Origin of the sequence: Clostridium sp. HBUAS56010 (assembly GCF_007115105.1) — a bacterium.
Lineage (GTDB): Bacteria > Bacillota > Clostridia > Lachnospirales > Lachnospiraceae > Lacrimispora.
Genome location: NZ_SULJ01000001.1, coordinates 583398 through 608950 on the forward strand (window position 1 = coordinate 583398; position 25553 = coordinate 608950).

General features: G+C 42.0%; 26 protein-coding genes. 3 read left to right on the forward strand and 23 right to left on the reverse strand.

Annotated elements, in window-relative coordinates; translation table 11 throughout:
- Positions 1 to 81: 81 nt before the first annotated feature.
- Genes FAY33_RS02800 through FAY33_RS02810 form a run of 3 tightly spaced genes read right to left on the reverse strand, consistent with a single transcriptional unit; the run spans position 82 to position 1943 of the window.
- Complete coding sequence (locus tag FAY33_RS02800) at positions 82 to 1152, reverse strand: 5'-3' exonuclease H3TH domain-containing protein (protein WP_143319230.1); 1071 nt, start codon at positions 1150 to 1152, stop codon at positions 82 to 84.
- A gap of 35 nt (positions 1153 to 1187) precedes the next feature.
- Complete coding sequence (locus FAY33_RS02805; RefSeq protein ID WP_143319231.1) at positions 1188 to 1421, reverse strand: hypothetical protein; 234 nt, start codon at positions 1419 to 1421, stop codon at positions 1188 to 1190.
- Between the two features lie 24 nt (positions 1422 to 1445).
- A complete protein-coding gene (locus tag FAY33_RS02810; RefSeq protein ID WP_143319232.1) occupies positions 1446 to 1943 on the reverse strand; it encodes a macro domain-containing protein in 498 nt (165 codons plus the stop codon).
- A gap of 175 nt (positions 1944 to 2118) precedes the next feature.
- Between FAY33_RS02810 and FAY33_RS02815 the strand changes: the two genes are divergently transcribed.
- Positions 2119 to 2562: a chemotaxis protein CheW gene (locus FAY33_RS02815; RefSeq protein ID WP_143319233.1), complete on the forward strand. Its 444-nt coding sequence runs from the start codon at positions 2119 to 2121 to the stop codon at positions 2560 to 2562.
- Between the two features lie 73 nt (positions 2563 to 2635).
- Here FAY33_RS02815 and FAY33_RS02820 read toward each other — a convergent pair whose 3' ends face one another.
- The 7 genes from FAY33_RS02820 to ruvA all read right to left on the reverse strand — a co-directional run bounded on the left by FAY33_RS02820 (position 2636) and on the right by ruvA (position 10302).
- Positions 2636 to 3088, reverse strand: coding sequence for an NUDIX hydrolase (locus FAY33_RS02820; RefSeq protein WP_143319234.1), 453 nt, complete (start codon positions 3086 to 3088; stop codon positions 2636 to 2638).
- Positions 3089 to 3222: 134 nt separating this feature from the next.
- Positions 3223 to 4647 carry a penicillin-binding transpeptidase domain-containing protein gene (locus FAY33_RS02825; protein ID WP_347562643.1) on the reverse strand — a complete coding sequence of 475 codons (1425 nt, stop codon included), beginning with the start codon at positions 4645 to 4647 and terminating at the stop codon, positions 3223 to 3225.
- The gene (locus FAY33_RS02830) at positions 4637 to 5962 is read right to left on the reverse strand and encodes an FtsW/RodA/SpoVE family cell cycle protein (protein WP_143319236.1); all 1326 of its coding nucleotides are present in this window, start codon (positions 5960 to 5962) and stop codon (positions 4637 to 4639) included. Before FAY33_RS02830 ends, FAY33_RS02825 begins: the two co-directional genes overlap by 11 nt.
- Positions 5963 to 5969: 7 nt before the next feature.
- Positions 5970 to 8147, reverse strand: a complete 2178-nt coding sequence (locus FAY33_RS02835; RefSeq protein WP_347562644.1) for a DUF3656 domain-containing protein — start codon at positions 8145 to 8147, stop codon at positions 5970 to 5972.
- 75 nt (positions 8148 to 8222) lie between these two features.
- The gene (locus tag FAY33_RS02840; RefSeq protein ID WP_143319237.1) at positions 8223 to 8591 is read right to left on the reverse strand and encodes a cell division protein ZapA; all 369 of its coding nucleotides are present in this window, start codon (positions 8589 to 8591) and stop codon (positions 8223 to 8225) included.
- Positions 8592 to 8673: 82 nt separating this feature from the next.
- On the reverse strand, positions 8674 to 9672 hold the full coding sequence (ruvB, locus tag FAY33_RS02845) for a Holliday junction branch migration DNA helicase RuvB (protein WP_143319238.1): 999 nt from the start codon (positions 9670 to 9672) through the stop codon (positions 8674 to 8676).
- 21 nt (positions 9673 to 9693) lie between these two features.
- Entirely contained in the window at positions 9694 to 10302 is a 609-nt protein-coding gene (gene ruvA / locus FAY33_RS02850) for a Holliday junction branch migration protein RuvA (RefSeq protein ID WP_143319239.1), read from the reverse strand.
- Between the two features lie 154 nt (positions 10303 to 10456).
- Here ruvA and FAY33_RS02855 point away from each other — a divergent pair, with 154 nt between their 5' ends.
- A complete protein-coding gene (locus FAY33_RS02855) occupies positions 10457 to 11551 on the forward strand; it encodes a ribonuclease H-like domain-containing protein (RefSeq protein WP_143319240.1) in 1095 nt (364 codons plus the stop codon).
- A gap of 1 nt (position 11552) precedes the next feature.
- Here FAY33_RS02855 and FAY33_RS02860 read toward each other — a convergent pair whose 3' ends face one another.
- Together FAY33_RS02860 and FAY33_RS02865 are read right to left on the reverse strand one after the other, a co-directional pair.
- A complete protein-coding gene (locus FAY33_RS02860; RefSeq protein WP_143319241.1) occupies positions 11553 to 12362 on the reverse strand; it encodes an AraC family transcriptional regulator in 810 nt (269 codons plus the stop codon).
- A gap of 28 nt (positions 12363 to 12390) precedes the next feature.
- Complete coding sequence (locus tag FAY33_RS02865) at positions 12391 to 12936, reverse strand: DUF5662 family protein (RefSeq protein ID WP_143319242.1); 546 nt, start codon at positions 12934 to 12936, stop codon at positions 12391 to 12393.
- A 213-nt stretch (positions 12937 to 13149) separates the two neighbouring features.
- Here FAY33_RS02865 and FAY33_RS02870 point away from each other — a divergent pair, with 213 nt between their 5' ends.
- On the forward strand, positions 13150 to 13347 hold the full coding sequence (locus FAY33_RS02870) for a cold shock domain-containing protein (RefSeq protein WP_143319243.1): 198 nt from the start codon (positions 13150 to 13152) through the stop codon (positions 13345 to 13347).
- A gap of 121 nt (positions 13348 to 13468) precedes the next feature.
- Here FAY33_RS02870 and hslO read toward each other — a convergent pair whose 3' ends face one another.
- The 11 genes from hslO to FAY33_RS02925 all read right to left on the reverse strand — a co-directional run bounded on the left by hslO (position 13469) and on the right by FAY33_RS02925 (position 25486).
- On the reverse strand, positions 13469 to 14350 hold the full coding sequence (gene hslO, locus FAY33_RS02875) for an Hsp33 family molecular chaperone HslO (RefSeq protein ID WP_143319244.1): 882 nt from the start codon (positions 14348 to 14350) through the stop codon (positions 13469 to 13471).
- Positions 14347 to 15111 carry a class I SAM-dependent methyltransferase gene (locus FAY33_RS02880; RefSeq protein WP_143319245.1) on the reverse strand — a complete coding sequence of 255 codons (765 nt, stop codon included), beginning with the start codon at positions 15109 to 15111 and terminating at the stop codon, positions 14347 to 14349. Before FAY33_RS02880 ends, hslO begins: the two co-directional genes overlap by 4 nt.
- 73 nt (positions 15112 to 15184) lie before the next feature.
- Positions 15185 to 15694, reverse strand: coding sequence for an SEC-C metal-binding domain-containing protein (locus tag FAY33_RS02885; RefSeq protein ID WP_143319246.1), 510 nt, complete (start codon positions 15692 to 15694; stop codon positions 15185 to 15187).
- Positions 15695 to 15778: 84 nt separating this feature from the next.
- A complete protein-coding gene (locus tag FAY33_RS02890) occupies positions 15779 to 18340 on the reverse strand; it encodes a transglutaminase-like domain-containing protein (RefSeq protein WP_143319247.1) in 2562 nt (853 codons plus the stop codon).
- 26 nt (positions 18341 to 18366) lie between these two features.
- Positions 18367 to 19131, reverse strand: coding sequence for a DeoR/GlpR family DNA-binding transcription regulator (locus tag FAY33_RS02895; protein WP_143319248.1), 765 nt, complete (start codon positions 19129 to 19131; stop codon positions 18367 to 18369).
- Complete coding sequence (locus FAY33_RS02900; protein WP_143319249.1) at positions 19110 to 19877, reverse strand: copper homeostasis protein CutC; 768 nt, start codon at positions 19875 to 19877, stop codon at positions 19110 to 19112. The genes FAY33_RS02895 and FAY33_RS02900 overlap by 22 nt, the downstream gene beginning before the upstream one ends.
- 36 nt (positions 19878 to 19913) lie before the next feature.
- The gene (locus FAY33_RS02905; RefSeq protein WP_143319250.1) at positions 19914 to 20882 is read right to left on the reverse strand and encodes an oligopeptide/dipeptide ABC transporter ATP-binding protein; all 969 of its coding nucleotides are present in this window, start codon (positions 20880 to 20882) and stop codon (positions 19914 to 19916) included.
- An 11-nt stretch (positions 20883 to 20893) separates the two neighbouring features.
- The gene (locus FAY33_RS02910) at positions 20894 to 21883 is read right to left on the reverse strand and encodes an ABC transporter ATP-binding protein (RefSeq protein ID WP_143319251.1); all 990 of its coding nucleotides are present in this window, start codon (positions 21881 to 21883) and stop codon (positions 20894 to 20896) included.
- Between the two features lie 10 nt (positions 21884 to 21893).
- Positions 21894 to 22799 carry an ABC transporter permease gene (locus FAY33_RS02915; protein ID WP_143319252.1) on the reverse strand — a complete coding sequence of 302 codons (906 nt, stop codon included), beginning with the start codon at positions 22797 to 22799 and terminating at the stop codon, positions 21894 to 21896.
- 2 nt (positions 22800 to 22801) lie between these two features.
- Positions 22802 to 23740, reverse strand: coding sequence for an ABC transporter permease (locus FAY33_RS02920; protein ID WP_143319253.1), 939 nt, complete (start codon positions 23738 to 23740; stop codon positions 22802 to 22804).
- Between the two features lie 96 nt (positions 23741 to 23836).
- Positions 23837 to 25486, reverse strand: coding sequence for a peptide ABC transporter substrate-binding protein (locus FAY33_RS02925; RefSeq protein ID WP_143319254.1), 1650 nt, complete (start codon positions 25484 to 25486; stop codon positions 23837 to 23839).
- Positions 25487 to 25553: the final 67 nt, after the last annotated feature.

Genomic DNA, 25553 nt, shown 5'->3' on the forward strand with positions numbered 1-25553 from the left:
TTGTTCTCCTTTATCAAATACAGACATATTCCCTATGAGTGTGTCCAAAGAGTCCAAAAAAATACTTTTGCCTCATCACATTCATGCTCCAAATATAGATGCTTCTTTTATGTCAAGTTTTTTCAGCCAGGCAAGAACCCTTTCTTCATCAAAGGATTCCGCTGTAAAAGCAGATAGTTCCAAATCAATCGGAATATCTGTCTTAATTGTAGCCAGAGTTTTGGACAACATTGCTGCCTTTTCCCCACATAATTCTTCTTCACTGGTTTTTGTCAGTGCCTTAAAAGGAGAACGGGAAATTCCCAGTTCCTGTTTCCAGAAATCCTGTAATTCCTTTAAACGTTTTTTATCATTCTCCACTTCATGTATGGCACGATAGATCTCTTCCACTGTCCCATACTCCCGAAGCAGCGGAGGAACTGCACTGCTTACCCCTTTCACTCCCGGAATATTATCAGAAGAATCCCCCTGGATTGCTTTTAAGTCCACAATCTGCTCCGGTCTGACCCCTTCTTCATATAAAACAGTGCGGGAGGTGTATTCAAATACCTTTTCTGGAAGATTAACCTGTTGTTTCTTCACACCATAAAAGGTATAGTATCTCTGGTAAAGCTCGTCTGCTTTTTCCTGACGGGACTGAACCATCCACGCACGCACATTGTATTCATCGCTTACCAGTTGCAGATAATCGTGGTCTTTTGTTAAGACAATCATGGGAATCTCTTCTCGAAACTTCATAACAAGACTTCCTGCATAATCATCTGCCTCATACCGGTCACTGTAAAGCACTTTAAAGCCCACATCTTCCAGTATTTCTTCCATCAATACAAACTGGCTCTTTAAAGGTTCTGGTGTGACTCCTCTTGTCCCTTTGTATTCTGGATATAATTCCCTGCGAAATGTATCCCTTGTTTTGTCAAACACAAAAGCAATATGATCCGGCTGCTGCTTTTTCATCAGAGAAACCACCATCTTTAACATGCCGAATATGGCGTTTGTATATGTGCCGTCTTTAGCATGAAGAATCTTTTCATAATGCCTCTGCTTTTCCTCCTCTGTCTTGGCAAACATAATCTCCCTGGGCAAAACCGCATAATAGCATGTAGACAGCATTGAGGAACCATCAACAACAATAAATTTTCTTTCTGACATGTAATTCTCCATTCTTTCACCGGTTCATTTAAGGATCAAGTGAAATAATCCAGCAACTCCATTTCACTTTTCGAACCGGAACGTTTCATAATCTCCCGACGTTCCTGAGAAGATAATCCTTTCCAGAGTTTCTGCACTCTGGGATCGGAAAATCCAATATAAGGAATCTCATTCACATCACATTCATAAGATGACAAGTAATGATTAAGGGCGCTCCATTCCACATAAAATGTATTAATACTGCGGCTCAACGAGCTTACTTTTGCCATATTCCTTCCTCCCGGATTAAAATGCTATTTCACCTTTTCATAATTCCAGATCTGAACTTCGCCTTTGTAGCCTTTAAATACCCGTTCCAATATTTCCTTTACAATCTCCCAGTCACCGCCGGCATTGCCGCAGCCCATTTTGAAGGGAAATGCAACTTTTTCCTGTTTACTTCTTACATCAACAAAATCCCGGATCTCCTGCACTGCCTTTTCTAAAGCTTTATAATCTGTATAACGACCACTCTTACCGTAATCATCCTGTCCATACAGATTGGCAATTAAAAACCAGCGATCGCCCTGCTTTACCGGTTGGGCAGAAACGCGGCCCAGCAATTCTGAGGTCTTCCCGCCTGACTGATCCTGCCATTGTTTCGTTAATATTCTATATGTTTTCTCAACTTCCGGAAACATCTTTTTAATCTGCCCGTTAAGCCCGCGTTCAAAAACTCCCTGGCAATTTACCTGATGGCAGATGATATCTGCGTCAGAAGTGAATATATCTCCTTCATAGTACTTTATCATTTTTTCCCTCCTAACGAATAAAATCCGATACCTCTTATCATTATACCCCGGTTTTCCGGTTATTCATAGTCTATAATCACGTTTTAAAACATATTTTTCCTCAAAAGCCGTTGAACTATATGGAAATAAGTTATATAATGACAACTAAAATACAAAGGAAAAGGTGAATATAGAAATGAAGAGTGACATTAACTGTCCATATATCTTATTTACACTGGCTGAATCACTTTACTGCATAAACGGTGAACATGTATCAACAATTGTACAGGTCTCTGACTATACCCCGATTCCTGCGGCTCCCCCTGATGTTATGGGAATGTTCAAACACAGAAACCAGGTGATACAACTGCTGGATCTGTGTAATACCCTTGGAATCTCATCAGATTCTTCCCAAAAGATGGCTCTTATATTAGATAACACCCGTTGGGGAATTGTAGTTGATGAAATTATAGCGGTGGAAGAACTTACCATAATCGAAGACAGAAGCCAGTCAACGCTGGTGAACCCCTCCTCCTTAATCAGGAATGTCATGGAAAGTGAAAAACGGAACGGTCTTATCTTTGAATTAAATGCAGAGAACTTACGGACCAGATTAGAAGGACTGGAAGGCTCTTATTAATCATACATACTGCTTGGAATATATAAGAGCCGTAAAAGTCTTATTCACTTTTACGGCTCTTATCCTCATCTCTTCAGAAATACTTTTTATTGCCCCATAAATTGCTCTTCTTCAAATCCAGATATTCATTATAGGCTTTCTCCAATATCTGCTTTTCATTGGAGAATTTAAGAAGATGATAGGCTTCATGAAACTTATAATATCCCGAATCAATAAAATATTCTTCCCGCTGTGGTTTACTGTAATAGCTGTCAGCCATCATTAGATACCAGTGTACATCCTTTTCCACCATATCCTGGGGTGTGTTAAAAGAGTACCGGCTCTTGCCGATGTACTTGATAATGGACGCACTGACTCCTGTCTCTTCTTTTACTTCCCGCAGTGCCGTCTCCTTATACTCTTCACCCGCTTCTACCGTTCCCTTTGGCAAAACCCAACCTTCATATTTGTTTTTATAATTCTTATACAAAACCAGAATTTTACCTCGAAAAATAACCACACCGCCACAACTCGTTGCTTCTATCATTGCAATTCCTCCAGAGTGAACCGGATATTCATCAAAATTCCGATTTTGGTGTGTCTCATAGACTGGCTATAGTATACCTCTTTTTGTCCCTATATGCAAGACTGTAATCTTCGAAAGCAATATCATATCTTTCATCATCTGGAAAAATATAAGTCAAAAAGCCCTCTGGCTATAGGAGCTGCTGCCTTTCCGCCCGAACCGCCTTCTTCCACAATTACGCTGACAACCACTTTCGGATGCTCTGCAGGGGCGAATCCGATAAACCATGCGTGGGTTTCTTTTCCTGTTTCAAACTCTGCGGAACCGGTCTTTCCTGCTACTGTATAGGCATCTGTCCGAAGCGCAGAACCGGTTCCATCCGTTACCACTGCCCTCATAAACTCAGTCAGACCTTCTGATTCTTTCGCTGTCATCAGATTGCCATAAGCTTCAGGCATAAACTTTTTAATCACATCTCCGCCGTCATTTTCCACACGGTCAAGGAGATAAGGCTTCATCAGAGTTCCTCCATTTGCAATGGCTGATGTGATCATGGCATTGTGTATCGGGGTTATCTGAGTCTGTCCCTGACCAATCGAAGTCTGGAGAATCTGCCAGGTATCGGCACCGGAAGCCATGGAATAAGAACTCCTGCTATATGCCACAGGAAGATCCAGACTGGAATTAAATAAAAGCTGGTCCGCTGTACTTTTTAAATTAGTCAGATTGAGAGATAAACCAAGATTCGCAAATGCTCCATTGCATGAATTAGCAAATGCCTGTTGGAAATTCTGATGACCATGAGCAGTCTCATGGTAACATTTAATTGCATATTCCCCGTTTCTGTAGATTCCGCTGCAATCAAACGTATAATCCCTGTAATTATCGGGATGCTCTTTCATGTATTCCAGTGCTGTCACAACTTTAAACGTTGACCCCGGGGGATACAATCCCTGGGTAGCACGGTTTAGGAGCTGACCGGAAGTATTCTCCTGCGCGATAAGCTGATCCCAATCCGCAAGAAGGGTATTGGGATTATAATCCGGCTTTGAAACCATGGCCAGAATCTTTCCTGTATCCGGTTCCATGACCACCACAGCACCATTCCGTTTTCCGAGGGCATCATAGGCTGCTTTTTGCAGAGCCACATCAAGGGTAGATACCACATGATCTCCCTGATTTTTGACAGAAGATAATTCATTGACAGCCTGTTCTATGATGTTTACATGGCTGCTTAAAAGGTAAAAGTTGGAAAGCGATTCCAACCCGGTCTTTCCTTTTGAAGAATATCCTACCACATGGGCAAAAAGAGCATCAAAGGGATAAACTCTTGTTTCATTGCCTTCTCCATCCACATCCGTCCTGGCAAGAACCTGGCCGTCACTGCTCCGGATCTCCCCCCGCACAACCCTATCTGCAAACCTGTCCAGTCTGGGATTATAAGAATTGTTAATTACTCCATCACTTTTCGCAAAAAGGAAATAACTATAATATGCTGTCAGCCCCAGAAACAGGAGCACAACTCCATAGGTAAGTATTAACATATGACGGTTTGCTTTTGGATTTGGACTAGTCTTCATATTCCTCTTCTTCCTCTTCATTGCGTTTTAATATATACAGTCCCTGGATAATACCAAAGATTACAAATGTACTCAGCACAGAACTTCCTCCATAGCTTACAAGGGGAAGAGTTACTCCTGTGGAAGGAATAAACTTTGTAACACCCCCCACGGTCAGAAACACCTGAATAATATAGATGGTGCCCAGACCAAATGCAATCAGCTTATAAAATACCGCCTGCATCCGTCCTGCTATCATCATAAACTGCAAAAAACATCCGAGACAGATAAACAAAAGGCACAACGCAAACACAGCTCCCAGTTCTTCTGAAACTGCCGCAAAAATAAAATCTTTTTCCACCACCGGGATCTTTCTTGGCATCCCCTGATATAGTCCCATGCCAAACCAGCCTCCTGTTCCGATTGCAAACAAAGACTGCGTGATCTGATACCCTTTTCCCGCAATATCACTCCAAGGATTTGACCATGCCGCCACTCTGGTTCTGACATGTCCAAATAACTGAAACGCCAATAATGAAGCAAGGGTTCCTCCGCCTGCGCCAGCAAATAGATACAGCCAATTCCCCGTAGCCACAAACAGCATAAAAACATATGTCACAAATAAGATGAGGGCACTTCCCAAATCCTTTGATACCACAAGAATCAAAATATGAAGAGAAGCAATTCCAGTGACAAGGAGCACTGTTTTAAAACTGGTTGAGCGGTAAAACATGGTTGCAATAAAGAATACATAGCTGATCTTTACAAATTCTGACGGCTGAAAGGAAAACCCGCCCACTCCGAAAGAAAGCTGTGCACCATAACTGCTGTTTCCCGCAATAAAGACAAGAAAAAGGAGAACAATCCCACCGATACCATAGACCCATGGAATCTTACTTAACTGCCATACTCTGTCAATAACAAAGGGAATGATCCATGTAATCAGAGCTGCCGCTGCCACGATAACAAACTGCTTCATGGCTCGGTCAAAGGAAATCCTGGTCAGCATGATAAAGCCTATTGTAAGCAGCATACACATATTATTTACCAATAACCTGGATACGTTTCGGTAAAAGAAACGGTAAAGAAAGATATAAATAACAAAGAACAAAACCTGCGCCAGATAAAAGGCAAGAATCCGCTCGTCTTTTGTTTCAAACCAGATGATGATATAAGCCAGAAGATGAATCAGGAACATGACCAGGTTCTGCTTTCTGCATATTCTGTTTTTTTTCCATTGATCTTTCGTGGAAAACACACGAAAATTAAAATATGTGTATATTGCAATCAACAATATCATCAGATATCTGGATGCATCAATTATCAGATTAATCATATACCACCTATTCTACACCGCGTTTAAAATGACCTCTTGTAAACTCCTGAAAAGGCAGTCTTTCTTCCTGCCTGTCATAAAATTCTCCGGAAAAATATTGAATCACTTCTTTGGTTTCTTCCAGGTCCTCTATTGTAAACTGAAGCCGTAAAGAAGAAGGAGACAAAGCCATAACTCCGTCGTAAAGTCCATGAAGGGATAATGGGGCTGAATTGTATATGGAATTATAGCAGAATCTGCAGTGATTCTTCACCGGAAATTCTTTTCCCTTCCGGTCTTTCATCATTAAAACAGAAGGAAGCTTATCACACCGCTCCAGACCTTTATGAATACACTGGGCGGATACCATCATTGGCAGACGTCCATATAAGAGAAGCTCTCCGGGAATCTTTAGCTTTCCCAGTTCCCTGCTATTCAATTCCACAGGCAAGGTAAGTTCATCTGCTCCCATGTCCATAAGCATGTCCTGAGACCAGTGATTCATTCCATACACGTCAAAATCGAAAATAAAACGCCCTTTGATTTCTTTTTGATTCAGATATCCGGCTTCTTCAAGAGACCGGATCAGGTAACCGTCAAAAGCCGATTCTTTCAGTTCTCTGATATGCTGGTCAAAAAACTGTTCCCCATTGTTTCGAAAGATATGAGGCATAGTAAGCATACACTCTTTTCCATTTTTGTGGCACAGATCCACACAGGCTTTCCAGTGCTTGGGATCAAACTCTGCCGAATCAATATACACCCGTCCCACTTTACCGCTCTCAACAACCGCCTCCAGACAATCCGTCCGCTCCAGGGAAACAGTCAGAAGTGGAGTTCCGGAATGATGTTCCTTTTTGTAAATAGATCTTTCTTCCGTCTGAGCCATCACACCTTCTCTGTAGTACTGACCTAAAACTGCATTCTGGATCTGTTCCAGCCCGGTCCTCCTGAGCTCATTTAAAGCCTGTACTGGAATAAAAACATTTCCTTCCCGCTCCACTTGAAGATTATCAAAATAAAAAGGGGTATTCCCGGTTTTCTCCAGTTGTTTCCTTACTTTTTCTTCTGTCATCGGTTGATTTTTGGCAGATTGTACTTGAGCACCCATAACCTTTACGGTATGCCCCTGGCAGATGAGTTCCAGAGAAGCCTCCTTCCCTTCCTTTAAGTATACGGCTGCCTGTACTGGTTGTTTCATCTCTTTGTTTACATAGTTCTCATCGAGATAATCAAAAAGGACCTGATTGCCTTCCCGAAAGGATGGTTTTTCTTTCCATACCACCATATCCCTTCCATTATGCTGCTTATAATACCCGTCTGTCTGTCCGCCTCTGTCAAACAGATCCAGCAGTGCTTTCCGGTCTTCTTCCTGAACCCGGTATCCTTCTCTGCCCTTATTTATATAAAGATCCGCATATTTACGGTAAATACTCACAACACCAGCCGTATATCTGGGGCTTTTCATTCTTCCTTCAATTTTCATAGAGTAGATACCGGCTTCTATCATATCGGGAATTAAATCTAATGTACTTAAATCTTTCAGGCTGAGGCAGTAGCTGTCATCCTTTTTCCCAATGGCTTTACCATCGCGTTTCACCTCATAAGGAAGCCGGCACGTCTGGGCGCACCTTCCCCTGTTGCCGCTGCGGCCTCCAATAAGACTGCTGAACAGACATTGTCCTGAATAGCAATAACACAGCGCCCCATGCACAAAACTTTCTATCTCTACATCTACTTTTTCATGAATCCGCTTAATCTCAGACAACGAAAGTTCTCTGGCAGTCACCACCCGCTCTGCTCCTAGTTCCTTTAACATGCCTGCACCGTAAGCCCCTGTAATGGTCATCTGCGTACTTGCATGAAGGGGAAGATCCGGAAAATTCTTTCTAATAAAAGAAAAGACTCCCATATCCTGAACAATCGCCGCATCAAGCCCCTGTTTATAATAAGGGAGAAGATATTCAAAAAGTTCATCCATCTCCTGTTCTTTCATGAGAGTGTTTACAGTCAGATATAATTTCTTTCCATGAAGATGCACATAATCAATAGCTTCCATGAGTTTGTCCTCATCTGGGTTCTGGGCAAAAGCTCTGGCTCCAAACCTGCTTCCACCCATATAAACCGCATCCGCACCTGCTGCAACAGCCGCCTTCATACTTTCAAACGATCCTGCCGGGGCAAGAATCTCAACCGCTTTCTTCACATAAGCCTCCTGTATCTATCTATTGATGAAAAAGAGGATGTCACATGGCTCTGCCATAAAACATCCCCTCCTGAGTTATTCCTTGTTGCCAGAATCTGCATGTCTCTGCACTTCTGCCAGTTCCTTTTGTGCTGCTTCCAGCTTGATCTGAGTCGCTACCAGTTCATGCTTTAAACTGTACGCCTCTCTCTCCATCTCCGCTTTCTGCTCTTCTAATCTGGCTATCTGTTCTCTGGCTTTAAAATAATCATCTGCCATATTCAGCTCTATCATGACATTCTGGTACTCTGCGCTTTGCTTTGTAAAACCTTCCTGACGCTTTAGTGTCAGAGTCATCTCATTAATATAACTTGCCAGGCGTTGGATGTATCCCTCTTCTTCACTTCCGGCTAATGTATAAATCTTGCCATCTATTAAAACTTCAGTATTATGTTTGGAATCCATGTTGTTCTCTCCTGTTATCATTTGCTCTCTGTTTACTATATCACATTTTATAAACTTAGGAAAGTTCTAAAATTCAGGCAGATCATGGCTCCATTACAATTCCAAGATGCTGATACGCCCGCTCTGTGGCAACCCGTCCTCTGGACGTCCGGTTTAAGAAGCCATTCATCAGCAGATATGGTTCATATACATCTTCCAGCGTTCCCGCATCTTCTCCCAGAGCAGCCGCCAGAGTGTCCAGTCCAACAGGTCCCCCGGAAAACTTCTCAATCATCATCAGCAGAATAGACCGGTCATTATAATCCAGTCCAAACTTATCCACATCGAGAATATCCAGAGCAAAATCTGCCACATCCTTTGTAATAATACCATCGTACTTCACTTGTGCAAAATCACGGACTCTCTTCAACAGCCGGTTGGCAAGTCTTGGCGTTCCTCTGGATCGCTTGGCAATCTCAGCCGCACCTTCGTCTTCAATCTCTACCTGAAGAACTTTAGCGGAACGGCAGACAATAATCTTCAATTCCTGAGGGGTATAAAACTCCAGCTTCTGCACCACCCCGAAACGGTCTCTTAAAGGGGCACTTAAAAGCCCTGCCCTTGTTGTAGCTCCAACAAGGGTAAACTTGGGAAGATCCAGCCGGATGGACCTGGCTGCGGAATCCTTTCCCAGCATAATATCAATGGCAAAGTCCTCCATGGCAGGATAAAGCACCTCTTCCACCTGACGATTCAGTCTGTGAATCTCATCCACAAACAGCACATCCCCTTCCTGAAGATTGTTCAGAATAGCGGCAATCTCGCCTGGTTTTTCTATGGCAGGTCCTGACGTAACCTTCATATTAACCCCCATCTCATTGGCAATGATTCCCGAAAGAGTGGTTTTGCCAAGTCCGGGAGGACCATAAAACAGCACATGATCCAAAGATTCTCTTCTTGCTTTTGCCGCTTCAATATATACTTTTAAATTGGTACGGATCTTCTCCTGCCCAATGTATTCCTGCAGACATTTAGGCCTTAGATTTGGCTCAATCTGCTTATCTTCTTCGATTGCTTCTGTGGTTATTATTCTACGTTCCATCTTTACTTTTACCCGTTATTCTTATATAAATGCCAAATGCTTTAAAGATGCCTTCAGCACATCTTCTGCTGTCATGGATTCTGTGATCTCCACACGCTTAACAGCTCGTCCTGCTTCTGCCAGAGTATAGCCAAGCGCCGTCAGCGCATCAATTGCCTCTCCTTCCACACCTTCCAGGATCGGAGCAGTAGAAGGCTCGCTGGAAAGACCGGACAACAGACAGTCCGCCATATCAATCTTATCCTTCAGATCAAGAATAATCCTCTGAGCAGTCTTGGCACCAACTCCAGGGGCTTTTGAGATAGCTTTTGCATCACCAGAAATAATTGCTTTTCTTAAATTGTCAGGAGTGAGAGCAGAAAGAACTCCCAGTGCTCCCTTAGGACCGATTCCGTTCACACTGATCAACTGTTTAAACATCTGCAGATCCTGCCGGTTTAAAAAGCCAAAAAGGCACATGGCATCTTCCCTTACCTGAAAATAGGTGTAAAGCTTCGCTTCCTTACCTGCTTCAGGCAACTGCTGAAGCACGGATATGGGAACATGCACTTCATAACCTATACTTCCACACTCTATGATCACTGTATCACCAGTGATCTCGACCAGAGGTCCTTTTACATAAGAAATCAAATCTTCTCGTCTCCTTTTGGCTCATATATCATGATTTAATCATAGCATACGGAATGTTGTTATGCAAGCAGATAGTCGAACAAATATTCTGTTTTGATTGACGAAAGAACTGCCTTCCGCTATAATAATTTTGAAAGAAAGGACGGAATCATGTATGATTACCTTACATAAAACTATTGAATTTATAGAAACTTATCCCCTGGACCGGATCGGTAGCCGGGAAGAGCTTCTTTTCTTTGATATAGAAACCACCGGATTCTCCGGAGAATACTCTACTGTGTACTTAATTGGCTGTGTCTTTTATCGGGACTCTTCCTGGAATCTCACCCAGTGGTTTGCCGATAGTCTTGATTCTGAGCAGGAACTTCTTCGGACCTTTTTTGATTTTTTAAAAGATTTCCGGACAGTTGTTCACTTTAATGGGGACGGGTTTGATCTTCCCTACCTTTTAAAGCGTTGTCATGCTCATGGACTTCCCTTTGATTTTTCCTGCGTGGAAAGTTTTGATATTTATAAAAGAATCCGGCCCTATCGGAATATTCTGGGTCTTACCAGCATGAAGCAAAAGGCGATTGAAGAATTTTTAAAGGTTGAAAGAACAGACCTTTATTCCGGCGGGCAGCTTATTGAAGTGTATAAAGACTATTTAATAACTCACGAAACATTTCTCTTTGATCTTTTGATTCTTCATAACGAAGACGACTTAAAGGGAATGCCCCTCATTCTTCCCATACTTAATTATCCTGATTTTATAGAAGAGGACTTCTGGCTGGAGGGACAGGAACTTTCCTCAAACTGTGATATCTTTGGTCAGGCACAGCCTGTCTTACAACTATTTTGCAAAAACGGTTGTTCCATTCCCGCCGGTTTTTCAAGATCCAACTCTCTGGTATGTATGGAAGCAGAGGATGATACCCTGACCATCACCATTGATCTGTATGAAGGGGAATTAAAATACTTCTATCCAGATTATAAAAATTACTATTATCTGATTTACGAAGACCGGGCGATACATAAAAGTGTTGCGGAATATGTGGATAAGGAAGCCAGAATGAAAGCGACTGCAAAAACCTGCTATACCAGACAGAACGGTCTTTACCTGCCCCAGTTTTCTCCCTTATGGACACCGGCACTGCAAAAAGAATATAAAGACAAGATTACCTACGTTTCCTATGAAGAAGATCTGTTTAAAGACAGTAAAAATGTCCGCAGCTATATCAGACAGCTTCTGAACAGTCTGCGAAGATAACCTATACAAGCCCCTGCATATTCCGGTATGTTCTTGGAGAGACTCCTTTGACTTTTTTGAACACATCTCCAAAGTAATTACCATCTCCAAAGCCACAGGCAACCGCAATCTCAGTAATAGATCTGGTAGAATTTAACAGCATGCCGGAAGCTTCTCTGATCCGTATATTTGTTAAATACTCTTTGTATCCAAAACCAGTCACTGCTTTAAACTTTTTGGAAAAGTAAGCAGGACTCATATGAATCCGCCCTGCAACTTCTTCCAGTGTGATCTGGGTGTCATAGTGATTATAGATATATTCAGCAGCTTCCTCAATTGCCTTTTCCGCTACCGGAAGCCTGACTGGTTCCTGCCTGGTTTCCTGACATCTGGATAAAAAAACCAGCAGCTCATACAGATAACTCTCAATCATCACACCAGAGTAACCATCCTGTCCTGCTGACTCATATTCTATCTTCTTAATCAGATCCTCTGCATAGAGCTGCCTTCCTTCCGGTATGGATATCTTGGAATTTCGGAACAGATACTGGGTCAGCTCTCTTCCGCACTGCTCCTCCATGGGTTTTAGATACTCTTTGTTAAAACTTAAAGTGATTCGTTCATTCACCGGGCTGGAATGATAAGTGGTTCGGTGAATCTCTCCTGGAGGAATGAGGATAAAATCACCTGGTTCTACATAATGCAAGGTATGATTGATAAATATTCTGCAATGTCCGGATACCAGATAAAACAATTCATAACATGGATGCCAGTGACTGACCGGCATGTGAAAATCAAAAGATCGTCTGGTTCTGCTTACTGTAAACTCCATAATCTGATCTGCTCCTGCTTTGTTCCTGTTAATAATCCCCTTTTTTCAATAATTTTCTCATATGTTCAAACAGCTTTTCTTCCCCCTCTTCTTTCAGCAATAAAAGAAGTTCTTCAAGAAGCGCTCCTGTCTCAGGCGCAATAACGGAATAAGGTTTTGTAAGAATATAATATTCCCAGGGGGAAGCATCGGTATAATCTTTTCCTTTATAGGTCTGAGCCGCCGCCATCCGGTCAATTACCATCTCGATCACATAATTTAAGGGCATTTTTAACCCTACCAGCCCTTGGGAATAATCACTGGAAAAGTCGATCCAGTATTCATCATGGTGTTTATTCCTGCCTTTATGATGAAGCCATGCTCCCGAATAACCCTTTTCTTCCCGTTCAGCCGCATTAGGACTTCGGTTTCCCTGATAATAATGAACCCCCGCTAAGAATTCCTGGGGGCTGTACTTTGATAGATCATGAAGAAGCCCCTGTTTATAAAGCCCCACACGGAAGCAGTTTTTCATAACTCTTATTTTGTGGGAACTGATGGTAGAAAAATGTCCCCAAAAATTTCTGACTTTCATTGTCTGTCCCTTCTTATCCTATATCACAATCTTCCCTCATTCTACCACATTTTTCGTTCTTTTTGCCACTTGTTTTTTACCTGAATTTATTTTTAAGATTTCTTATTTTTTGAAGCGGAAAATGTTTGACACTTTCTAGGTTTTATGCTATTCTTAGGGAAGTTACAGATATCCTGTAATAGTATAATTTTTATTTCGTTTTGGAGGTATCATATGAAAGGTACAGTTAAGTGGTTTAACAACCAAAAGGGTTATGGATTTATTTCCGACGAACAGGGCAACGATGTATTCGTTCACTACTCAGGTCTTAGCATGGAAGGGTTTAAGTCTTTAGATGAAGGCGTAGCTGTTGAGTTTGATGTAGTAGACGGAGCCAAAGGACCACAGGCTACAAACGTTACCAGATTATAATCATTGACTCATCAGTGTACCTTTTTTCAATATATAGGAAGAAGTTATATTGTTTCGCATGATTACGATCAGAGCCATCCATTCGGATGGCTCTTTTTGATGCTCCCAAATGCGGGAGCACTTAACTTCTCGCTTTTTCATAAAGTTCGGAAAGCTCTTCCACTGTAAATTCGTAATTTTTGTTGCAAAAATGGCAGTTTACCTCTATATTTTTTCCCTCATCAATCATTTCAAGAAGCTCTTTTTTCCCAATGCTGATTAAAGCTCTCTCCACTCTTGACTTTTCACAATTACAGTGGAACCTGGTCGGTATCTTTTCCATAATATCAAGACCAAATTCTCCAAGAATATGTTCCAGAATCATCTCTGGTGTATTCCCTTCATCCAGAAGTGAGGTGATTGCTGTAATCTCTCCAAGCTTTTTTTCAAGCTTTTCCACCATCTCTTCTGAAGCACCAGGAAGAAGCTGAATAATAAAACCACCTGCCTGCTTTACTGTATTATCCTTATTCATCAAAACTCCTAAAGCAACAGAGGATGGAGTCTGTTCCGAGTTGGCATAATAATAAGTAAGATCTTCTGCGATCTCTCCGCCTACTAAAATCGTCTGACCCACATAAGGCTCTTTTAAACCAATATCCCTGATAACACTTAAGACACCCTCTCCTACCGCTCCGCCTACATCCAGTTTGCCTGCTTTACTTGGCGGGAGCATGACTCCGGGATTAAATACATAACCCTTTACATCGCCTTTGGAGTCCGCTGTTACCGTAAGACCTTCAATAGGACCGCTGCTTTGAATCTTAATGGTAAGAAGATCCTCCCCCCCTTTCATCATAATTCCCATCATAGCACCTGCTGTCAGAAGTCTTCCTAATGCCGCAGTCGCAATAGGGCTTGTATTATGAGCCTGTCTGGCGTGTTCTACCAAATCTCTGGTGGTTGCTGCAAAAGCACGGATCTGGTGATCTCCTGCTGTTGCTCTCACAATATAATCTGTCATGTCGTAGCTCCTTTTCCGTGTTCTCTCGCGATAATATAAATCCGCTCACTGGTTTCCTTTGCCGGTTCTCTTGTAAAGGCATCATATGCTGTTACAAATTCCATGCCGGCTTTTGTTATGGCTTCTTTTATTTCCTCTATGGAATAGGATCTCTGATAATGGTATTCGGTATACTTACGATATAAATTATCTTCCTCCCTGATAAACAGGGAAAGACCATATTCATTGACCCTGGTTTTCCTGTCATAGTAATTATCCCATATAAAACTGCATTCTTCCCGGTCCTCTGCAATGGTGGAATCACCTAACATCGTCTCATACTTATAAGCAGTGTTTAAATCAAATATAAAGATTCCCTCCGGGTCCAGATAATTATTTACAAGAGAAAATATCTGAATCAGATCTTTACTCTCCAGAATGTAATTCATACAGTCACAGATACTAAGAACTGCCCGCACCGTTCCGTATAATTCAAATTCTCTCATATCCTGCAAAAGATAAAGAATATCCTTTCCAGATTCAGCCTTCTTCTCCATGGCAATCTGGAGCATGTCCTCGGAATTATCCACACCGATCATGTCATATCCCTGATCAGCCAGTAATTCTGTCAAACTTCCGGTTCCACAGCCAAGATCTAATAAAAGACCGTCTTCAATTCCATGCTCTTTCAGCAGGCTGCCTACATACTGGCTCCATTCCTTATATGGAATGTTGTCCATAAATAAATCATAGACTTCTGCAAAGCTTTCATAAGCTTCCATTTGGGATTCCCTTTCCGCTCTCTATTCTAAAAACAAAGCAGGTAACCCCTAAGAGGTACCTGCCTTCCTGTTTTTACAGGCCGCTTCCGCAGCATTTTTTATATTTCTTACCGCTTCCGCAAGGACATGGATCATTTCTTCCAATCTTTTCTCCTTTAACGATGGTGCCGGAAGCTTTCTGCTTTTTGTAAAGTTCTTTTTTCTTCTCTTCTGTCAGGATCTCATCCCAATAAGGAAGATTATAAAGCCACTCTGCTTTCGCCTCTACCATATTGTAGTAAAGTTTCTCCGGATCAATCTCAATCTTGACCTTGGTTTTCTCATCCATTGTCTCAATTGGGTTTTCATAGCCTTTCAGGCTTTCGTTAATTCCATCTAAAAATCCAGTCATGGTCTGAATATCGGTACCATATCTTTTTGCCAGTTCTTCTACTGTTCCTTCAATCACTTCTTCCGGCTTAGAAAGAATGTGCTCATAAATTCCTTTTTCTATCTTGAAATACTCCGTCCATAACTCTTCTTTGCCTTTATCATCCAGCCCGTCGCCATATGCCAGATTTCTCCAATTTTCTAAAATAGTCATGCTTAAACCATCCTTTTATCTCTTAATTTCTGGTAATACTCCATCAAACAGTATATAACATCTTGATGAATTTTGCAAGATATCTTATTTTGCTGCTAACAGTACCAGAAGTTTTGCCATAAGATCTACACTTCCTACATTATAACCGCTGCATCCATACACAGCAGTTAAACCTGGATTTGTAACAATTAACAAAGGAAGTTTGTCAGGATCAACATACATTCTCCGTGCCAGTGGTTCAATTCCGTCATCAAAATTCATATATCCGATCCGAATAGCTGGAATTTCATTTAAAACTTTTTGAAGGGTCTTGTTTTTCAGAGAATCCCGACTTCTTAAAAAGAAAATAATCTGGGCATCAAGAGTTTTTAATGTGTCCTTCTGGTCCAGCATTTCATTTAATACATGTTCGGTCGGTTCTTCTCCTTCTGATAAAAACGCCAATATATTAGATCGGCCCTTTACTACAGAAGAAATCATAACCGGCTCTGTCTTTTCTCCATGAGAAAACTCCGCTTCAAAGTCATCAAGAGTATTGGATACCAGCATGTCTTCCAGATTTCCTTCCCGAAGGCTCATGGATATGTCCTTTTGTTCTCCCGGATTTAATCGGAATACATAGGAACTGGAATGCTGGTCTCCCCCTGGCATTCGTGCAGAAGTAATGATGCGATAGGTCCCTGGTTCGAGAGCAAGCGTTAATTGGTGACCGGAAAACTTCACATCTGTATAATCCAGAGTCATAAACCTGTTATCCTGTAACCGCCCAATGGTCCATGTCTGATAATAAGTCCACCAGCTATCCTTTTCTGTATGCAGTATTACAGTCTCCTTTGCAGAACTCTGCTTCTTTTCATTTTCTGCAGAAACAGCATAAAAAGAACCATTGTCATAATACTCTGCTTCCAAATTGATAACATTGACTCTTGCCGGAATTCCAAGCGTCCGGCAAATTGCTGCAAACAGGATTCTCTGGCTGAGAGGATTGGCATATCCAAGTTTTAAACTTCCTGCAGGCGTGGAACAGATCGTGCTGTAATCAAGCTCTGAATTATATTTTATGTGTGTTTTTATATAATCCCATACCAGTAACGGCTTCTTTTTAAACGCTTCCTTTTCCGCCTGAGAAAAATGAGTCTCAATTACACCGGAATAATCCGTCAGTTCTTCCAGGTGGATTCTGGGGCAGAGAATATATTGTCCGTAAATATCCAGTTCCCCTTTGTCCTGCCACTGGCTCCTGTATTTTCCTGCCGTCTCCAGATGTTTTTCTAATATTTCTGCTTTTGCATCTTTATAATCCTTTGCAGAAAGACAGGAAAGCATTCTGAACCGATCCGGATTCTCATCCTTTTTGAGAAAACTCATAATTTCTTCAAAGTTTCCTGCGGACAGTTTTAACATCTCTTCTGCCTCCGGATAATAAAGAGCTTCGGCTTCTTTATAATAGCTGTGAATTCGGCTCTCTCTCATTTCATTGGACGTTTGAATCCGGTTCCGGTTTCGGTCTTTTTGCTCCTTTGTAAGAGTCACCGGGTGCATGGGATAATCTTTTGGTGCTGTTACATCTGCAGGAATCCATATCTCTTCTTCTGTTTCCTCACCATCAAACACCATCTCCAGACGATCCGTATCCTTCGTGCTGGTCCACAGTTCTTTTCTCTTACTTCCTTTTACCGCACGAACGTGAATATCTCCCATACCAATGGTTATGGAAACAATTCCTTTTTCATTGGTTATCAAAGTTGCAACCGGACAATATTCTGCCATATTTAAAATTTCAATGAAGACCGTTGCTTCTTTTTGAGGAATCTTGTGTTCGTCTAATATCAGGATTTCATAGGTCTTTGTTTTTGCATAAGTTCTGGTTCCATTATAATAAACCAGCAGATTTTCTTTTCCTACACATTCCAGATCACTATCCAGGGAATAATCCGAAAAGGTTCTGGTATGGATCAGTAATGCTCTGGAGGAGGCGTTGCTAAACCACCCTTTATTTAAAATTGCTTCTGGTTCACATGCCCCAAGAAACTGCCATTTTCCATCGGCATATACCTCAACCCAGGCATGATTATCATCACAATGCGCCCATCTTGGGGTATAAACCTGTCTGGCAGGAATTCCCACACTGCGAAATGCAGTTACTGCAAAGGTAGACTCCTCTCCACAACGTCCTTTGCCAGAACGGTATAAGGTCATGGGAGATATGGTTCTGTTATCCGAAGACTCATAGGTTCCATTTTCCGCACACCAATAATTAATTTCCAAAACCGCTTCTGTAATAGAAAGCCCTTTAATCCGATCTTTTAACTGATCATAGAAAAAACTTCGGCAGTCTTCTATATTTTCTGTATTAACTCTATAATATAAAATATGGTGCAGGAAGATATCTTCCGGGATCTCCCGGCACCATTCCATTGTCGTATATACCAGAAGGGAATGTCTTACAAAGCCAAGAAACACAGAAAATTCATATTCTCCTGCATCACGCAGAGGCATGGTCCCGTATAGAAACTTCATTAACACCTGCTCATCCGGAGTGCACCCCATCATCTCTTCTTCTATTTTTTCTTTTAAAGGTTCCAGGTAAGGAAGCCTTCCCAGGTACTTCTTCTGGGCATATGTCTGCAAATGTTCTGAAAACATTGAAATTCTCCTTTATGTAAGCAGTTTTATGCGAAAATCCGCACTCCTGCAGAATCAAGCCTTCTTGCTGTAGCCTCATCAGGCATGGAATCTGTGATAATACCGTCAATATCGTCAAAATGAGCAAATTTATAGGAATCATTAAAGTAAAACTTATCCTTTTCCATAACCAGATACTTATGTCTGCTGCTTGCAATGGCAGCTCTTTTTGTCAGCCCGTCTTCTACACCCAGAGTTGTAATCGAATTATCCGTAAGGTCCAGTCCGCAGGTTCCAATAAAGGCACGGTCAAAGCTGTACTGACGGATCATCTCAATCGCCGCTGCTCCCATGAATCCATTGACGGTCCGGTACATGATTCCTCCTGTTCCAATCGCTGTAATTCCAGGATTAACTGCAAGAGTCTGCATAATATCAACCATATTAGTCACTACGGTCACACGCTTATGAGATCCTGCCAATTGCTCTGCCACCATAATATTGGTCGTGGAAATATCCAGAAAAATAGTTTCGTGGCTGCTTATGAGTTCAAATGCTTTCTGGGCAATTAATTTCTTTTTCTCAATATTGGTATCTCTTCTGTCGATGACATCCCTTTTCAGAGGATAATCCTGGGACAAAAGCGCACCGCCATAGGTTCGTTTCAGTTTTCCTGCATTTTCAAGACTTTTTAAATCCTTTCTTATACAGTCTTCCGTAACTTGAAACAGAGAACTTAATTCCTTTACCTTTACCGTTCCCTGATCCTGTAAAAGCTTTAAAATTTTGTCTAACCGTTCTTCTGTAAACATGCCTTCCCCTCCATAACCTGTTTTGCCCGAAGAATTTTTCCTGAATCGGTCCGGTAAATATGATACTCTCCCATTCCGGGAATTCCCATATTCACTCCTTCTTTTCTATAACGCATTTTGCTGTCTGTCAGTTCCTTTCCAGACATGTGGAAACTTTGGATTTTAGATGATTCCATAAGACAGGAGATTGCGTTTGCATCCACTCCGCTTCCTGCCATGATCTCTATATGACCCGCTGCAAGATAAGCCAGTTCTTCTAACAGCTTTTTGCCTTTTATACAGGTGTCCTGCTGTCCGGAAGTAAGTATGGTATCAATTCCCATGTCCACGGCTTCATGAAGCGCCTCATATGGGTCCCTGCACACATCAAATGCCCGATGCAGGGTCATCTTTCCCTTTTCTGCAATCTTCCTGAGTGTTTCAAGGCGTACCCTGTCCAGATTGCCATCCGGGTCCAGAACTCCTACCACAATTCCATCTGCCCCAAGGTCTAAAAACATGGCGGCATCTTCACAGATCATCTGAAATTCATAATCCGTATATAGGAAATCACCATACCGGGGGCGCACCAATACGTTAATCGGAACCTCACAGACACGGCGTATCTGCTTAAACTGGCTAATTCCAGGAGTTGTTCCCCCAATTACCAGATTTGCACATAGTTCCAGCCGGTCAGCACCTCCACTTACTGCCTCTTTGGCAGATTCCACGGAATCAACGCAGACCTCCAAGATATAGTCTTTCATTATTTTCTCCTAAATATATATTTTCATCGCCTGGCTTTATCCAACTTTATGACATGCAGCATAATGCCCTGGCTTTATTTCTTTCCATTCCGGTAATGAGTGACGGCAGATTTCTTTTGCATAAGGACAGCGGGAAGCAAACCGGCAGCCTCCTTCCAGACTGATAGGGTTTGGAAGACTACCCTCCAGCATAATGCGGGTGCGCCCTTTTTCCTCATCCGGATCCGGGATAGGAATTGCAGAAAGAAGAGCCTGGGTATAGGGGTGAAGGGGATCTTCAAACAGTTCTTCACTTTCTGCAAGCTCTACAAGCCCTCCCAGATACATAACACCAATACGGTCACTGATATGCTTCACCATGGAAAGATCATGAGCAATAAAGAGGTAAGTCAGTCCTCTCTTTTCCTGTAATTCCTTTAAAAGATTAATAACCTGAGCCTGAATGGAAACATCAAGAGCTGAAATCGGTTCATCACAAATAATAAATTCCGGATCAACAGCCAACGCCCTTGCAATCCCGACTCTCTGTCTCTGCCCCCCCGAAAACTCATGAGGAAACCGGTTTGCATGTTCTTTAGAAAGGCCTACTGTCTTTAATAATTCCAGCACCTTTTCTTCCCGCTCTTTTCCGGAATAAAGTCCATGGGCATCCATTCCTTCTGCTATAATATCCATTACTTTCATTCGGGGATTTAAAGACGCATAAGGGTCCTGGAAAATCATCTGCATCTTTCTGGAAAATTGACGCCTTTTCTCATGGGATAAGGCAGAATCTATGACCTGACCATCATACAGCACATGACCGGTGGTGGGTTCATAAAGCCTGATAACGGTTCTTCCAAACGTGGATTTTCCACAGCCGCTTTCCCCAACCAAACCAAACGTTTCTCCCCTTAAAACTTCTAAAGAAACATCATCCACTGCTTTTAATGTCTGATTTTTTCCTATTTCAAAATATTTTTTTAAATGTTTTACTTCTAGTAACGCTTTCTTTTCTGTCGACATTATGATCCCCCTTATTCTCTGAGAGCATCTGCCCGTTTGTCAAGAAGCCAGCACCGGGCACGATGTCCATTTTCCCAAGACGTTTCTTCCGGCACATACTCCTGGCAGACGAGCATGGTGCTTGCACAGCGGGCAGCAAACGGACAGCCTTTTGGCGGCTCCATCAGATCAGGGGGCGTTCCTGGAATTGCCGTCAGTTCCCTTCCTTTATCCGATGCTTTTGGTATGGAAGCAAGAAGCCCTTTGGTGTAAGGGTGCTTTGTCCCATAAAACAATTCTCTTACTCCTGCTGTCTCCACCAACTGTCCACCATACATGACCGCAACCCTGTCAGCAATATTAGCCACTACTCCAAGGTTGTGCGTGATAATGATGATGGAAGTTCTGATCTTCTTCTGTAAATCTCTCAACAGATCCAGAATCTGCGCCTGTATGGTCACATCCAAAGCTGTTGTAGGTTCATCGGCAATTAAAATGCGGGGATCGCAGGCCAATGCGATGGCAATCACCACCCTCTGTCTCATTCCGCCGGAAAGCTGATGGGGATACTGATTGAATCTCGCTTCCGGATTGGAAATTCCAACCAGAGAAATAAGCTCCACTGCCCGCTCCTTCTTTTTTTCATTGCTCATATCTTTCCGATGTTCTTTTAATACCTCCATGATCTGTTTGCCTACTGTCATCGTTGGATTTAAAGAAGTCATAGGGTCCTGAAAAATCATGGATATGTCGGAACCACGAACTTTTCTCATCTGACTTTCTTTTATTTTCGCCAGATCTGTTCCCTGAAACAAAATAGAACCTTCTGATATTTTACCATTTTTTGGAAGAAGTCCCATAATGCTTTTTACCGTAATGGATTTTCCAGATCCCGATTCTCCTACGATTGCAAGAGTTTCCTGCTCATCAAGATAAAAATCAACCCCTCTTACCGCCTGTACCACGCCATGCTGGGTTTCTATATTCACATGTAACTGATTTACTTCTAACAACCTGCTCATTCTGTTTCACCTACTTTCTCATTCTTGGGTCCAGTGCATCACGCAGTCCATCTCCGAGAATACTGAAACAAACCATGATAAGAACAATCACAACCGCAGGAAAAATCAACACATGGGGGAAGTTTTTCAAAACCTGATACCCGTTGTTAATCAAGACTCCCAGGGAAGCTTTTGGTTCCTGCATTCCAATTCCAATAAAGCTTAAAAAAGCTTCCGTAAATATGGCAGAAGGAATGGTAAACATGGCATTGATTACAATAACACCAACTGTATTTGGAATCAGATGTTTCCATATAATAGAAGAAGTGCTGGTTCCAAGAACACGGGCAGCCAGAACAAACTCCTGATTTTTAAGTTTTAAAATTTCTGCACGGACCAGACGTGCCATGTTGACCCAGCCGGTAATGGAAAGTGCCATGATAATTGTCCAGATACCAGCCGGCATGATCATCATTAATAGAATTACTATAATCAGGTTGGGGATTCCTACCAACACCTCTATAATACGCTGCATAACCGCATCCACTTTTCCACCGGACAGAGCAGAAACAGCTCCATACGTAACTCCAACTGTCAAATCAAGTACAGCAGCAATCAACGCAATCAACAGAGAGATTCTTGTTCCCATCCAGATCCTAACCCAAAGATCCCTGCCAAACTGATCCGTTCCAAATAGATGAGCCAGGGATGGTGTCTGATAAATAATGTCGTAATTGGTTTCTTTAAAAGAATATTTTGAAAATTCAGGTGCAAAAATAGCAAGAACACCAATTGCAATCAGAGTAAACAAAGAGACAACTGCCGCTTTATTTTTCTTAAGACGAAGCCAGCCATCCTGAAACGCCGTAAGATTTGGTCTTGCAATGTGTTCTTTTTCAGATTCTTCCACCTGAACCTTTACAAATAAATCATCCATGATCATCCCTCCTTACTTGCTGCCAGACGTATCCTGGGATCAATCAGGGAATACGCAATATCTACGATCATTACCACCAATATGTAAAATGCACTATAAAAAATAGTGATTCCCATAATGGTTGAATAGTCATTGGATTTGATGCTGTCTACAAACAGGCTTCCAATTCCAGGAATGGTGTAGATGTTCTCCACTGCCAGAGAACCGGTAAGCAGATTTACAACAATGGGACCAAGAATTGTCACGACTGGAATGATGGAGTTTCTTACGGCATGGCGCATCAGAACCTTCAAAGGACTAAGCCCTTTTGCTTTTGCTGTAACAATATAGTCCTGTTCCAGAACCTCTAACATCTCTGTCCTGATAAATCTTGCCACCATAGCTGTTGCAGAAAAAGACAGGGCAATGGAAGGAAGAACCGAGCATTTCCATTCTGTCCAGAACCCCACAGGCAAAATCCCCCACTTCAATGCTATATAATACTGCAAAAGTGCTGCAGCAACAAAGTTTGGGACCGAAACCCCTAAAACTGCCACAATCATGGTTACATAATCAATTCCGCTATTATGTCTCCATGCAGCGATAATTCCTAAGGTTAATCCCACACCCAGACCAATTAACACCGCCTGAACACCAATCAGGGCTGAAGGACCGATTCTTCCGCCTATGACAGTTAATACTTTCTGACCTGAATAGGTAAAGGATGTACCAAAATCTCCATGAAGGATATTCTTCATATATTTTACATACTGACGGGGCAGAGATTCATTTAATCCATACTGTTCCAATATGGCCTGCTGCTGTACTTCTGACATTAAGTTAAACCGTTCCGCATCAAAAGGAGAACCTGGTAACTTTTTCATCAGAAAAAAAGTGGCAGTGACAATGACCCAAAGTGTAACCACCAGATATCCAAACCGTTTTAAGATATATTTTATCATGCTGCAGCCTCCTTTGCATTGATATTGTCATAAGTTCTTTGAAAAGAGCCATCCTTTTTCTTATATAAAGAGAAGGATGGCTGATCTCACGCTGACTTACTCAAAATAAGCGTATTTAAATTCTACTTCCGGACCAAATGGGTGATTAATTAATCCTTTTACATTGGACTTTGTAAGAGTTGCAGAGCCTCTGTGGAACAGCGGAGCAACAACCACTTCATCTTTTACCAGAATCTTCTCTGCCTCAAGAAGCATATCAAGACGCTTTGCGTCATCAGTTTCTGTTCTTGCACCGTTTATCAGTTCATTATATTTCTCATTCGTATAAGAACCACGGTATGGTGTTCCATTCGTCCATAAATCCAGATAGGTCATCGCATCATCATAATCAGCACCCCATGCAGTTGAGGCGAACATATAATTACCGCTGTCCATTAATTCATTTCTTGCCTGAACCGTCTTCGTGTCAATTACAATATCAATTCCCAGATTCTTATTCAGTTCGCTTTGAATGTAGGTAGCAATTGCCTTGGTTACGGAATCATCCCGGACTAACAGAGTAAGGGTTGGTGTTTCTCCCAGCTCCTTTACGCCGTCTTCCCAGTATTTCTTTGCCTGTTCTTTATCAAAAGGACTTATATTTCCATTTAATTCACGGAACGTTTTGGAATCATTTCCATACATTCCTTCTGCAATTAATCCAGCACTTGGAGAAGATCCATCAGCCAGAATTGCTTTCGCAAGAGTATCTCTGTCAATTGCCATGGATACGGCACGGCGGATATTTTCATTTGCCATTACAGGATTCGTGAGGGAAAACTGAAGGTATTCTGTTCTGAATTCACTTTCTGAGTGGAACTCGGGATCATTTTCATAAGCAGCTACATTAGAAGAATCAAGCTTTACCTGGCTTAATTCATTGGCAAGGTATGCGTTTAATGCAGCGGCTCCATCTTTCATAACACGAACCTGGGCATTGTCAACTTTTACTTCTGCCGCATCCCAGTATTTCTCGTTCTTCTTCAATGTCGCACCAACTGCCGGATCATAGCTGGTGATGGTATAAGGACCGCAATAGATCATATTGTCTGCCGACAGACCATACTGATCTCCTTTTTCTGTTACATAAGCCTCATTAAGAGGAAAGAACTGACAAAGCGTTGTCAAACGGGGAAAATATGGAGTCGGCGCTTTTAACGTCACCTGCAACGTCTTTTCATCCAGAGCTTTTATCCCTACTTCTTCTCCTTTTACAGTTCCTTCGTTGTATTCAGCACCATTTACAATATAGTCTGTCATAATAAAACTATATCCATTGGTTGCTTCGGTGCTCATCTGTTTTAACCAGGAAAAGACAAAATCTTCTGCTGTCAGAGGAGTTTCGTTACTCCATACAAGCCCGTCCCTTAAATGAAATGTATAAGTAAGTTTATCATCGGAAACATCATAACTTTCTGCAAGTGCCGGCTGTGCCTCGCTCTTCTCATCCAGACGGAGCAGACCTTCAAAAGCATTGTTATTGACCATAGCAGACTGGCTGTCAGAAGCCGCCCACTGTACCAGGGTTTTAATCTCCGCATTTGCATACACGCTGAGTACCTGGCTGCCAGATTGAGTGGTATCCTCTTTTTCGGAAGCAGATTCACTGGCCGCAGTACTTTCTTTGGAACCGGTAAACCCACAACCGGTCAACATACTGATGGCGAGACATGCCACTGAGCCTAATGCCAAAACTCTTTTTTTCATCTTTCCTCTCCTTTATACAATTGTTTTCTCTTGTTTCGTCTTAATTTACAGGCATTTTACCTATCAA